General features: G+C 33.4%; 8 protein-coding genes. 3 read left to right on the forward strand and 5 right to left on the reverse strand.

Features of this window, described 5'->3' with window-relative positions; translation table 11 throughout:
• Window positions 1-284: 284 nt before the first annotated feature.
• The 4 genes from PQ463_RS10460 to PQ463_RS10475 form a co-directional block, all read right to left on the reverse strand.
• On the reverse strand, window positions 285-2351 hold the full coding sequence (locus PQ463_RS10460; RefSeq protein ID WP_274257732.1) for a beta-N-acetylhexosaminidase: 2067 nt from the start codon (window positions 2349-2351) through the stop codon (window positions 285-287).
• 146 nt (window positions 2352-2497) lie between these two features.
• Window positions 2498-4435, reverse strand: a complete 1938-nt coding sequence (nagB, locus tag PQ463_RS10465; RefSeq protein WP_274257733.1) for a glucosamine-6-phosphate deaminase — start codon at window positions 4433-4435, stop codon at window positions 2498-2500.
• Window positions 4436-4539: 104 nt separating this feature from the next.
• Window positions 4540-6117, reverse strand: coding sequence for a RagB/SusD family nutrient uptake outer membrane protein (locus tag PQ463_RS10470; RefSeq protein WP_274257735.1), 1578 nt, complete (start codon window positions 6115-6117; stop codon window positions 4540-4542).
• Window positions 6118-6273: 156 nt separating this feature from the next.
• Window positions 6274-9324 carry a SusC/RagA family TonB-linked outer membrane protein gene (locus tag PQ463_RS10475; RefSeq protein ID WP_274257737.1) on the reverse strand — a complete coding sequence of 1017 codons (3051 nt, stop codon included), beginning with the start codon at window positions 9322-9324 and terminating at the stop codon, window positions 6274-6276.
• Window positions 9325-9598: 274 nt separating this feature from the next.
• On the opposite strand from PQ463_RS10475, the gene PQ463_RS10480 reads away from it, so the two are divergent.
• The 3 genes from PQ463_RS10480 (at window position 9599) to PQ463_RS10490 (ending at window position 12987) form a co-directional block, all read left to right on the forward strand.
• Window positions 9599-10651, forward strand: a complete 1053-nt coding sequence (locus tag PQ463_RS10480) for a sensor histidine kinase (protein WP_274257739.1) — start codon at window positions 9599-9601, stop codon at window positions 10649-10651.
• On the forward strand, window positions 10641-11342 hold the full coding sequence (locus PQ463_RS10485) for a LytR/AlgR family response regulator transcription factor (protein WP_111426265.1): 702 nt from the start codon (window positions 10641-10643) through the stop codon (window positions 11340-11342). The genes PQ463_RS10480 and PQ463_RS10485 overlap by 11 nt, the downstream gene beginning before the upstream one ends.
• A 175-nt stretch (window positions 11343-11517) precedes the next feature.
• A complete protein-coding gene (locus tag PQ463_RS10490; RefSeq protein WP_274257742.1) occupies window positions 11518-12987 on the forward strand; it encodes an MFS transporter in 1470 nt (489 codons plus the stop codon).
• A 118-nt stretch (window positions 12988-13105) separates the two neighbouring features.
• On the opposite strand, the gene PQ463_RS10495 is transcribed toward PQ463_RS10490, so the two are convergent.
• Window positions 13106-13603 (reverse strand): hypothetical protein, encoded by a 498-nt coding sequence (locus PQ463_RS10495; protein WP_274257744.1) that lies wholly within the window; start codon window positions 13601-13603, stop codon window positions 13106-13108.
• Between the last annotated feature and the right edge of the window lie 82 nt (window positions 13604-13685).

Raw genomic sequence — 13685 nt, forward strand, 5'->3', positions numbered from 1 at the left:
AATGTTAAATACAAATGATAAATTTGGGACGACTCATCAATCTATACTCTTTTTTTGTCATGTTTTATTCTATTCTTTCTATTTGGTTTTTAAAAGGTTAATACTCAGTTATTGGTTATTTTTAGTTTGTTATAATTTATTACTTAATTGTTGTCTCGGTCTAAAAAAAGAATTCCAAAATTTTAATCGTAATTACCTCTGCCATAAGCATGGCAGAGATAATCAACACTCTAAAAAAACATTAGTAACTCAAAAACGTACTAAATACTAATTCAAATCCAACTCTAAATTAATTTCTTTAAACTCTCATAAACAGACAGTTCTACATCTGCATGATCTTTTGTATTGCATTGTTCAATCAATTTTTTCAGATCTGCTGGTGCTAAAGTTGATTTATTATCTAAAACCAATAATAATTCCTGAGAAGCATCATTTAGTTTTTTAGACAATGGTAATATTGGCTGCACCAATGGCGCATTATTGCTTAATTCTGTCAATCCTTTGTGAACTGCAATCCATTTTGTAAAAAATGCAGCCACTTTGGCTTTATTGTCTGCCGACTTATTTGTTAAATATTGATTTACAGCGGCATCAAATGCAAGAGCATCTTTGGCATCTGGACCACAGGCATCTGCAAATAGAGTGAACGGAGAATACATTTGGTATTCTGTTCCTCCTTTATTACGAGTATATCCTTTCAATGGCTCACTTACATTTGAAAAATCTTCTAATGATTTGATATCCTGATTATTTGCAATATTTCTTAAAATCACATCCTTGTTACGAATATGTGTAATGCCTAATTCTTCTAATCTAAAAGAAATCGTTTCTAGACGTTTGCGCATATTCTCAACATCTACCACATCTTCTGCAGACCATAACCTTTCAGCAATTGCAGCTGTTCTCGGCCAAATTCTTGAATCTATAGTTGTTGGTGTAGCCAATTCTGTCCACATTGTAGCTTCTCCACCTAGAATTCTTGCTTTTTCGTCACCAGTTAAATTAGCACCTTTTGGCATCGGATCATTTAAGTAATGGCTCGCAATTGGATACATCAAATCGATATAATATCCATTAGACAAAACTGTTTTGTATCCTTTTTTAACTGCATCTACAAGAGATTGTCCTGCTGGCATTCCTTCGTTTGGGCCTCTCCATGAATGTACAATAGCTTCTTTTGATAAATCTTTAGTCAAAATTTCTTCCCAACCCATTAATTGTTTTCCGTGTTTCTTTAACATCGGAGCTAACTGCATTGTAAAATACGTCTGCAGTTCGTGGTTGTTTTTTAAATTATGCTTCTTTTTGAACTCTTGAATTTTAGGATTTGCATCCCAATCTTTTCCTTCGTTTTCATCTCCTCCAATGTGGAAATAAGCTCCTGGAAACAATGGGCAAACCTCATCAAAAACTTCGCTTAATAATTGATATGTTTTAGGATTTGAAGGATCTAATGTTGGTGAAAAAATCCCCGCATTTCTTTCAATTCCATAGGTAGCAATTGCTGTACCTTGAATATTTTTTTCGGATGTCCCTCCTGTCAGCGTAATCACTTTGCTTCCAATTTCTGGGTAAGCTGTTAAAATTGCAGATCCGTGACCTGGAACATCTATTTCTGGAACAATTAAAATACCGCGCTCATCGGCGTATTTTACGATATTTTTAATTTCCTCTTGTGTGTAATACATTCCGTCCGAAGCTACTTGAGTAAACCTTGGATGTTTTTTCATTTCAATTCTCCAGCCTTGGTCATCAACCAAATGCCAGTGAAAAACATTCATTTTCATTGCTGCCAATGCATCAATATTTCTTTTAACTACATCGATAGGCTGAAAATGTCTTGAAACATCCATCATCAAACCTCTCCATGTAAATCTTGGAAAATCTGAAATTTTTGAAACTGGAAAATAAAATGTTTTTGAATTGTTTTGAAGCATTTGCAGTAAAGTCTCCAAACCATGCAATGCTCCTAAATCGCTGGAAGCGTTTAAGGTGATTTTGTTTGAAGTAATATCTAAATGATAACTTTCGTCTTCATACAAACCAATTTTACCACTTTTGGTACAATTAATTTGTAATTCTGCATTTGGAACTTCATTTAGCTTTTCAATAAAACCTTGTTCGAAAAATATACCTGTTCTACCATCTAAACGGCGCAAAAAACGAGTTACTCCTCCAAAAATTCTTGGATTTGGATTTCCTGTAATATTAACTTTAAAGTTTTTACTTAAATTAAAATTACCTTCATTAATAACAACATTCTGAGGCCAAGGCATAAGATTCAGCTGCTCTTTCTGGACTTGAGCTCCTGCCGATATACCTGCAAATAATAGTACAAATAGATATTTCATTTTTCTTTTTTTTGGTTGGATAGTTTTAAGTATCCTAAATTTATATAAAAAACAAAACTCAGAGTGATTTCAGCTTTACCTCACTTTTGCTATGAGATCATCCTGAATTTTGCTATTTGATTCATTAAAAAACGAATCGGATTTTTTTAATAATCAAAACGTTTAAAGGCTTCAATCGCTTCGTATTCAGCCAAACCTAGTTCATCATATAATACGGCTGTGTTTTTATTTCGATCTTCTGCCCTAACCCAGAATTCACGAGAATCATTTCCTTGAAACATCACTCTATCTTTTTGAGACTGGTGGTGTAAAATGGCATGACGTTTTAATAAAACTTCAGACGGACTTAACGGAACGGCCATATCGATTTCATGAATATCCCACTCGTGCCAAGCACCTCTATAAAGCCACAACCAACAATCATCCATGTATGGTTCTGGTTTAAGTTCTTTTAATGCAGCGAAAATGGCATTTAAGCAAACCTCATGAGTTCCATGCGGATCGGCAAGATCTCCTGCAGCAAAAACCTGATGCGGTTTTATCTTTGCAATGATATCTTTTACAATCGCAATATCTTCTGGCCCTAACGGATTCTTTTTAACCTGTCCTGTTTCATAAAAAGGAAGATCCAAAAAGTGCGTATTCTCATCTTTCAATCCGATGTATCTTGTTGCTCCGTAAGATTCTCTTCTTCTAATCAATCCTTTTAATTTTCGAACTTCTAAAGAATCAATTTGATTTTCAGATTTGTTATTCAAAAATTCGATAACCGATTTGAAATTAATATCTACTTGACCTTCTCCAATAAAATCACTTGCCACTTCTGCAAATTTTAGTGCTTCATCATCTGAAACTGCGATATTTCCTGAAGTTTGGTACACCACATGAACATCGTGCCCTTGCTTGATTAATTTTGAAAATGTTCCTCCCATAGAAATCACGTCATCGTCTGGGTGCGGACTAAAAAGAATAACTCTCTTTTTTGCCGGATTTGCCCTTTCTGGACGAAATGAATCATCTGTGTTTGGTTTTCCTCCTGGCCATCCGGTAATGGTGTGCTGTAAAATATTAAACATATTAATGTTCATATCGTAAGCAGAACCTTCCTGAGCCAAAAGATCAGACATTCCGTTATTGTTGTAATCACGGTCTGTCAATTTGAGAATAGATTGTTTTGTTTTTTGACAAAGCCAAACAATTGCTTTACTTTTTAATTCAGGAGTCCAAAGACATTCACCAACTAACCAAGGTGTTTTGAAACGGGTTAATTCTGATGCTGCCGACTGATCTAAAACAAAAGTTGCATTTGGATGATTCTGTAAAAATGTAGCGGGAACCTCAGAACTGATATCTCCTTGAATGGTTCTCTTGATAATATCTGCCTTGTTTTGTCCCCAAGCCATCAAAACAATACGCTTTGATCTCATAATTGTTGAAACTCCCATTGTTATGGCACGTTTCGGCACGTTATCAATACCATTAAAAGCAGATGAAGCATCGACTCTTGTGATATGATCTAGGGTAATAATTCTTGTTCCTGAATTGATGTGCGAACCCGGCTCGTTAAATCCAACGTGTCCTGTTCTACCAATTCCAAGCAATTGAAAATCAAGACCTCCTGCGTTTTTAATATTCATTTCATAATCGATGCAGTATTGATTAATTTCATCAATTCCCACTGTACCATCAGGAATATTAATGTTTTCAGGTTTGATATCAATATGATTAAAAAGATGCTCATGCATGAAATAATGATAGCTCTGATTGTTCTCCTTAGTCATCGGATAATATTCATCCAGATTAAAGGTGATTACATTGCTAAAACTTAGTCCTTCTTCTCTGTGCATTCTCACTAGTTCCTCATAAACTTTGATAGGAGAAGAACCTGTTGCCAGACCTAAAACACAAGGTTTATTTTTTTCTTGCTTAGATCTAATTAGCTGCGCAATTTCATGCGCTACAATTACAGAAGCTTCAATAGAATTTTTGAAGATTTCGTTATGAATTTTCTCAAAACGAGTTTCTTCAAATTTCCCAGCGCTTTTGTAACTAATATCAGGTTTTATTTCTAAAGCACTTTTCATTTTTTTTCTTTTTGTAGTATTTACCATTTTGGTTTTAAGAATGGTATAGACAGCTTTCACCATCTATACCATACCACTAACCAAACTTAATATTCCATTTTTTTTTAGAATTTGTTTACTCCAGTATCCCACCAAAGTCTTGTTGCTCCAGTATCAGGACCTCCTAAAAGCTGAACACCTTGAGCATAACCTGTTGGATTAGAAGTTTTCTCATTTACATAGAAATTCAATCTTCTAACAAAAGTTCCATTAGGAATTTTTCCTCCAGAGAAGTTATTTGCTGGCAAGAATAATTTTGGATATCCTGTTCTTCTTGTTTCAGCCCAAGCTTCTTGACCATCAGGGAAACCAGCAATCCATTTTTGAGTAATAATTTTTTGTAGTTTAACTTCATTAGAAGCCGATTCTGACCATTTTACTGTCACTAAATTTTGTGCCGCAATATTATTCGCTGCATTTAATGGGTCAGTAAAGTTTGCTGGCATTGAAGTATCGTCATTAATGTAAGTAGATGCATCACCTGCTGCTAACTGAGCAAATGAAACTGCAATTCCTGCTTCGTAAAATGACTGAGCAGATCCACCAACATTCCATCCTTTTAATGCTGCTTCAGCTTTTAAGAAATAAGATTCAGATGCATTAAACCAAGGAATCAAGTTGTTTTCTACGATTGGTCCAACTTTAGAGAATAAATCAGCTTTTGCTGTTCTGTAATTAGCATCAACTAAAGTTCCCATTCTAATACCTTGATAAACACCTCCAGTAGCTTTATGGAAGAATACATCTCTTCTTGGATCATTATAACCATTCATAATAGATGTAATTGCTCCACCTGCATTGATATCTGCCCAAGGACCAGTGTATGTTTTAACAGGATGCTCAGCAATATAAGCCATGTTATCAGCATTAGAAGTAATTACTCCTAAACCTGCCAATGCAGCTTCTCCTTCAGTTTTTGCTTTTACAGGATCAACGTTAGAAATACGCAATGCTAAACGTAATCTTAAAGAGTTAGCAAATTTTACCCATTTCTGAATACTTCCAGCTGCAGTAGTTCCGTCTGTTGCATCTCCTCCTGCAAAGAAAGTTGTAGAAGCATCTGCCGCTTTTGGAGTTAAAATATCAATCGCAGTTTTTAACTCTGCAAAAAATTGATCATAAACCGCTTTCTGAGAATCATACGGAGTTGTTCCATCAGGATTTCCGAAACCTGAATAAACGATTGGCCCGTAGTAATCTGTAGTTTTATGCATTGCATAAACTTTTAAGATCAAAGACCAAGCATAAAACTGAGGATACTTATCTTTTGTTAATTTTTCAAGATTATATGCATTTACCATCTCCTTTTGGTACTTCTGAACCCATTCAGCGCCATTCCATCCATCCAAAAGCGCATATGTTGAATTATTTGCGTTTCCTTCAAAATCATGAGGTGTTCCCATATATCCTGAAAAGATATCTGCATTTAAGTTAAACTGAATATCTCCCTGCCAATCATCTGCAACCAAGATATACATTCCTCTCTGCATTGTTTTAAGAGGCGCTTTAACTTGATTAAAATCTTGCTCTAACTGCGATTGGCTAAAACCACTATCGTTAGTGTTTATCTCTTCAAAGTCACCTGTACAGCTCCCTAATGCAAGAGCTAAAACTGAACCTAATATTAATAATTTATTTTTCATCTGTGAATTTTTATCGTTAATTAAAATCATTTTTATTGATTTATAAGCTACCCATATCTAGGGTTTCAATGTTTGCCATTTTACATTATTTCTACATTCAATCAACAAACAAGAGTCTTACAACAACCAAAAGGTTTTGTCCTTTTATTAATTATTTTAGAAAGTTAAATTCAAATTAACACCTATACTTCTTGTTGAAGGCAATCCGAAAATATCAACACCTTGCAATCCTTCTCCTGAACTTAATGTTACGTTTGGATCAAACGGAGCATCTTTGTAGAAGAAAAATAAGTTTTTACCAACAAGAGAAACATTCACTGCTTTGAAGATTGTAGTTTTGCTGAAATCAAAAGTATATCCTAGAGAAAGCTCGCCTAATTTAACATTTGTTGCTTTGTACATATACTCTCCAGTAGCACCAGCTCTATCTCCAACTGAACTATAGTAATTTTGTGCAGACATTGTCGTTACTGGAACTCCATCTTCATCTAAAGCGTTTACTTTAACTCCTCCAGCAGCTCTTGCATCGCCACTAGCTTTAGATACACCATAAGAATCAAGCATTGCTTCTGTCATACTCATTACATTACCTCCAAATCTTCCATCAATAAGCACATTTAAGAATATTTTCTTGTATTTGAAAGAGTTTGAAAAACCTAACATAAAATCAGGGTTTGAACTTCCCATGTCTATCCACTTTTCCGTTTTTTGAACTAAAGCTTTATCTCCTTTACCAGCAAGCAACATCTGACCTTGATCATTTCTCAAAATATCCTTTCCTTGAATTGTCCCGAATGGCTGTCCTTCTTTCATAACATATCTGTAGCTATTTGGATCACCATTAGTCAATACAACTGTATTAAGTTCTCCATTTGCACCTGTACCTAAATCAAGTACTGTATTTTTATTTGAAGCATAATTCAATCCAAGATCCCAAGAGAAATTCTCATTTTGAATTGCTTTAGCAGTTACTGTAATCTCAAAACCTTTATTTTCAATACTTCCTGCATTAAATGCATAGTTAGCATATCCCGTAGTATTTGGAATTGGAGCTGGCGCCGTGATTAATTGATTTTTAGTTTCGTTATGGTAGTAAGTAAAATCAAATCCGATTCTGTTGTTTAAGAATCTCCATTCTGTACCAAATTCATAAGAATTTTGCATTTCTGGCTTCAAAGAAGTTCCTGGTTGTGGACCAACTAATGGTGGTGTAACAATACCACCAACTAAAGTATTTACTGGTGAAGTTAAGAAAGGAGAAATATCATTACCCACTTGAGCAAATGAAGCTCTAACTTTTGCATAACTAATTGCTTCAGGTAAAGATACCATTTGGCTTAAAACAGCTGATAAACCTACTGAAGGATAAAAGAAACTTAAATTATCTGTATTTACCAAAGTTGATGACCAGTCATTTCTTCCAGTCAAATCAAGATAAATCATGTCTTTGTAACCAATCGTTGCACTTGCAAAAAGTGATTGAACTTCTTTTTTACCTCCAACAGTATGAGCATTTCTTTCTGCAGATACAAAGTTTCCTGTATTAAACCAGTTTGCATTTACAAGTCCATTTTTTTGACCTGAATCACTTAAGTAAGCATCGTTGATTGTAGATTTTGTGATACTTGTACCAAGGTTAGCGCTGAATGAAAAATCATCACTGAATTTAGTATTGATAGTAGCAATTAAATCTCCATATAATTGGTTACTTTCACTATCTGAGTAAATATATCTACCTGTAGATGGTGCCAATGTTTCATTTGTACCAGCATACATTCTCTTATCAAAAATATTATCAAATTTATTATAACCTCCTCTTGCTTTAATGCTTAACCAATCTGTTGCTTTATATGTAATAGCTGCAGAAGTAATTAAAGATTGATTTTTATCAATAGATTGATTTCTATTTAAAATCCAACCTGGATTTTGAATAATATCGGATGTCTGAGCAGGCCATCTTTGAGTCATTAAGTTTCTTGACACATTGAATTCTTCAAAGTTTTTATAGTAATCGTTAAAATCATTTCCTCTTGGGAATAAATAAACACCTGTCAATGGATTGAAGTACAATCCGTTTGTTGGTTTATTTATAATTTTTTGCTCTGCATAAGATATCGCACCATCAATAGTTACTTTATCATCAAATAATTTAACGCTTTGACGAAGTGCAATGTTATTTTTCTTAAACTCGTTTGTTGGAATTACACCATCAACTTTAGTGTTTGCATAAGTAAGACTAGTTGACATTTTATCAGATCCACCATTTACAGATACAGAGTTGATCATAGTAAGACCTGTATTGTAAAAATCTTTTACGTGGTCAGGAGAGTTTTTAGGATCTCCCCAAGTTTTATCAGATGATGGCGCTGCACCATAACTAGTTTGAAATTCTGGTAATGAAACTACATTATCAACAAATACACTCGCGTTATAAGATGCTGTTACGTTTCCTTCTTTTCCTTTTTTAGTTGTAATTACGATAACACCATTTGCTCCTTGAGAACCATATAAAGCAGCTGCAGAAGCTCCTTTAAGAACTGTCATCGATTCAATATCATCAGGGTTCATCATAGAGATTGCATCTCCACCATCTCTATTTCCTCCAGCTGTATCACCAAAAACCTGATTTGCTTGAGATGAGTTAGAGTTTAACATTGGAATACCGTCAATAACATATAATGGCTGGTTATTTGTTGCAGATGAGTTACCACGTATAGTCACTTTTGCTGCACCACCAGCTCCAGCTGAACTTTTTCCAACAATAAGACCCGCAACTTTACCAGATAAGCTGTTCATTAAGTTAGCATCCTTAACTCTTGTAACCTCTTCCCCTTTAACTTCCTGGGCTGCGTAAGTCAAAGTCTTTTTTGATCTTTTAAGTCCCAATGAAGTTACTACTACTTCATTTAGTGCATTTGATGCAGCCTGTACCATTTTTACATTTATTGTAGCAGCATCGCCTACAACTATGTTCTGTGTTCCAAGACCTACATAACTAAAAACTAATGTCTGTCCTTTTTGAACTTCAATCGTATACAATCCATCAAAATCGGTAGTTGTTCCTTTTTGACTTCCTTGTACCAAAACAGAAGCTCCTGGTAATGGCATACCTTCAGAATCTGTAATCACACCTTTGACACTTTTTACTTGTGCAAGCGAAACTTGCGCCGTAAAAACAATCATAAAGATTAAGAAAATTTTTTTCATGTTTATTTTATTTTGTTAGTTATGAAGTAAAATTATTCTTAAGGCATTGTTAAAAAAAATAAATTAAACCAACGACAACAAAATTTAAACGAACGACATAAATCATTCAATAATACGCTTTACGAAAACGTTCTAATAGAAAAATTAAGCACCAATATCCTTTTTTTGCGAAATTTTATTCAAAAAAATTGGCATATTGCAGTTAATTGTTTAAAGTTGCACAATATTTCAATATTGTTAAGAAAAACTAAATTTATCTAACTCACCCAACCAATTGAAAGAAATAAGAAAAGTTAAATTTGACATCAAACTGCAAAACCATATATGGTTCTGGGGAGTATATTTTACTTTAAACTTTTTAAGATGGGGTGCTTACTTTAATGATTATCCTTATTCTTTCAAATCGAACTTAATCGAATTTTCATTAGTCATTCCTTTAGTGTATCTTAATTTGTTTGTTTTGGTTCCGAAGTATGTATTGAAGCAAAAATATATTATGTATACATTTTTATTGCTTCTAAGTCTATTTGCAATTTATTTGGCTAAAACCGCCCTTACCTACTATATAATATCTGAAAATATCTGGCCAGAAGCCAATAGAGAATACCATCCATTTGAAATCAATCACATAGTTGCCGTTTGCATTGGTGAGTTGTATGTACTGGCAATGGCATCATCTGTTTACCTCACGTTAACATGGTTAAGAGAAAGAGAAAGAAACCGATCTTTGAGAGAAAACCAATTTAAAATAAAACTTAAGTATCTTGAAAATCAGATTCAGCCACATTTCTTCTTTAATACATTAAACAATCTGTATGCTTTATCATTAGAATCTTCAAAGAAAGTTCCAGATGTAATTATCAAGCTTTCCAACTTGATGGAATATGTATTGTATGATGTAAAAGGAACCAAATTTGTTCCTCTAATTAAAGAAATCGATTATATCCAGAATTATATTGAAATAGAAAAACTCCGTTTTGAAAATGTAGAAGTAACGATAAACCTCGAATCAAATATAGATGATGTTGTCGTGCCACCTCTAATTTTTATCTCATTGGTTGAAAATGCCTTCAAACATGGCGGATTAAACAATAAAAACCTAAAAATTAAGATCAATTGCAGAGTTTTAGACAATAAAACGCTTGATTTTGAAATCTTAAATAATTTTGTAATTTCACAAACTCATAATCCAAAACGAGGAATCGGTTTAGTTAATACAAAAAAGAGGTTAAAATTAATTTATAGAAATAATTTCAGCCTTAAACATACCACTAAACTAAATTTCTACATAATCCGATTGCAAATACCTACCCAGAATGAAGATTAAATGCGTGTTAATTGATGATGAGCCTTTAGCTATCAAAGTCCTGCAAAATTATTTTACCAATTTTACAGATTTTGAAGTTATAGCAACATTCAATAACTCTTTAGAGGCGCTTGATTTTATCAACAGTACCCCTGTTGATGCTGTCTTTTTAGATATTAACATGCCTATGATGACTGGTTTTGAGCTTATCAGTCTCATTGAGAACAAAACTAAAGTTATCATTACTACTGCATTTAGAGAATTTGCTGCAGAAAGTTATGATTTGGATGTATTAGATTATTTGGTTAAACCAATTCCGTTGCCAAGATTTATAAAATGCATCAATAAAATCACCACCGAATACAATCTCAAAAACAATATTAAAGTAGAAACCACAAAAGGCGATTCTCATATTTTTATTAAAGTCGATAAAAAAATGATGAAAATTAATATTGAAGAAATTTTATTTGTTGAAGGAATGAAGGAATATATAAAAGTGGTCACGCCAGATAAAACCTATATTACTCATAAATCTCTTACATCGCTATCAGAAGAATTACCCGCAGATCGTTTCCTAAGAATACATAAATCGTATGTGATCGCACTAAATAAAGTAAAATCTATAGAAGGAAACCGCGTTCAAATTCAATCATACAACATTCCAATAGGCAGAAACTACAGTAAAGAAGTTAAAAACAAGATATTAGAATAAAACATAATTACGAATTACATTTTCTAACTAGGTTAAAATTAACACTTTGTTGAAAAAACATAGTCGTTGGTTTAAATTTAACATTATTTATACCTTTTTATTTTTTTTTGATAATCCTAACAAATATATTTACGGTCTTCAAAAAACAATAAAATAAAAAATTAACCTTATTATTATGAGTTCAGAAAATGTGCAAACCAAATGGGGGCAATTTATCTCTTTGATAATCGTCTTCTTCTTTTGGGGTTTTGTTGGTTCAGCCAATGACATCCTGATTCCAGTATTCAAAAAAGTATTTACGTTATCGCAAGTACAATCTCAATTAGTAGCTTGGGCATTCTACGCTGCTTATTTTGTTGGATCAATTATATTCTTTATCGTTTCTTTAAAAGTAGACGTTTTACAAAAATACGGCTATAAAAGAACCTTATCTGCAGGATTAGTTTTATCTGCTATAGGTTCATTTTTATTCGTTCCAGCTGCTACAATTCAAAGTTTCCCTTTCTTTCTAACAGCTTTATTTACAGTAGGATTAGGATTTTCAATTCAGCAAATTGTGGCAAACCCTTTAGCTATTAAAATGGGAAGCCCAGAAACTGGAGCACACCGTTTGACACTTGCAGGAGGAATCAACTCTTTCGGAACAACAATCGGAGCTATTTTATTAGGTATTGCCTTGTTTGGAATGGGAGACAACAAAAAAACAGCTCTTTCATTAGACGATATTAAATTGCCATTCATCATTTTAGGTCTTGCATTTATTGCTGTTGCTATTTTTATGAATTTTTCTAAAATCGAAGATCCGGTAAAAGAAGAAGAAGCAATCATCAAAGACAAACACAGTAAATTCAACATTCTTGACTATCCACAATTATACTTGGGTATGTTAGGAATTTTTATTTATGTTGGAACTGAGGTAACTATCATCAGTAATCTACCAGCCTTATTACACACTCACGAGTTCGGAAATGTACTAGAAGATGCTGTTGCACCATTTATTGCGCTTTACTGGGGAAGTTTAATGATCGGCCGTTGGAACGGTGGAGTAAACGTATTCAATACTTCTAACTTGGTAAATACTGCACTAAAATTTATCGTACCAGCTATAGCTTTTGGAGTAATCATTGGAGCAAATATCTTTGCTGCACACGATGTTTCTTCATTCTATATCTATCCAATCTGGATTTTACTATTTATTGCTGTAAGTTTTGTTGGTGGTAAAAACGCTGGAAAAACCTTAATGCTTTTCGGAATTTCAGGATTAACAATGATGGTTTTAGGATTAGCTTGGCCAAACCCAGAAATCGCTAAATTCTTCTTTATTTCTGGAGGATTGTTCTTATCTATCATGTGGCCTTCAATCTTCGATTTAGCGATTGCAGGATTAGGAAAAAACACAGGAAAAGCATCTTCTTTCTTGATCATGATGATTCTTGGAGGTGGAGTTATTCCATTGGTTCAAGGAAGTATCTGTGATTTAGATGCAACAAATCCAAACGGAATTTTCGGCATCACTTACACTCACTTCTCTTACATTGTACCGCTTATTGGTTTTGCATATTTAGGATTCTATGGTTTCTACTGTCCTAAAATCTTGAAAAAACAAGGAATCAGCCACGTACAAAGTGAAGGTGGCGGACACTAAAAATTAAAAAATAACAATATAAAAAAATCCAAATTCCAATTTTAATAACGGAATTTGGATTTTTTTTATTCAAAAAAGAAAAAACTTAGCTTCTCAGTATCTTAGAAACTTAGAATCTTTATTTAGCATTAATAATATTGCTCAAATTCTTCTTAAAAACAGCTTTATTTTGCGCCGATAAAGGATAAACAACATCTTTGTCTGCATGAATAATTACCTTGTCAATATCAGCATTTAAAAGCGCTTGAGGATCCCTTATTTTCAACGTACAAGCTCCATCAAAAAAGCCATCATCTTCGATAGTTTTTCTTGCCTCAATAACTGTCCCGTCACTTAAAACTGCCGAAATTTTCATCTCACTGTTTAGTGTTTTCGAATAAAATCCGTCCATAACTAATAAAAGACGATACGTGTTTTTTAATTCCGGACCTTTAAATTCGTGTCTCGTAATATTATATCGAAGACCTTTGGCAAGAGTTTGAAATTTAACCGAGCAATCCAACTCATAAGTTGCAACATCTCCAGCCTCATTAACCGAAGTAATAACTTTAGCAGCTTGGGCGTTTATAGAAAAACTTGCCACAAAAAATGACAACATAAATAAGATAATTTTCATATTTAACTATTTAAGATTCAATATAAAAGTAAAAAAAATCGCCTTTTCTCGTTAGAAAAAAGACGATTTTAATTTTGTAAAT

This window comes from Flavobacterium sp. KACC 22763, assembly GCF_028736155.1.
In the GTDB taxonomy this organism is placed as follows: domain Bacteria; phylum Bacteroidota; class Bacteroidia; order Flavobacteriales; family Flavobacteriaceae; genus Flavobacterium.

Bases quoted from the DNA above. Each gene is read 5' to 3' on its own strand.
- PQ463_RS10460 (WP_274257732.1), bottom strand. From the start codon at position 2,351: ATGAAATATCTATTTGTACTATTATTTGCAGGTATATCGGCAGGAGCT.
- nagB (WP_274257733.1), bottom strand. From the start codon at position 4,435: ATGAAAAGTGCTTTAGAAATAAAACCTGATATTAGTTACAAAAGCGCT.
- PQ463_RS10470 (WP_274257735.1), bottom strand. From the start codon at position 6,117: ATGAAAAATAAATTATTAATATTAGGTTCAGTTTTAGCTCTTGCATTA.
- PQ463_RS10475 (WP_274257737.1), bottom strand. From the start codon at position 9,324: ATGAAAAAAATTTTCTTAATCTTTATGATTGTTTTTACGGCGCAAGTT.
- PQ463_RS10485 (WP_111426265.1), top strand. From the start codon at position 10,641: ATGAAGATTAAATGCGTGTTAATTGATGATGAGCCTTTAGCTATCAAA.
- PQ463_RS10490 (WP_274257742.1), top strand. From the start codon at position 11,518: ATGAGTTCAGAAAATGTGCAAACCAAATGGGGGCAATTTATCTCTTTG.
- PQ463_RS10495 (WP_274257744.1), bottom strand. From the start codon at position 13,603: ATGAAAATTATCTTATTTATGTTGTCATTTTTTGTGGCAAGTTTTTCT.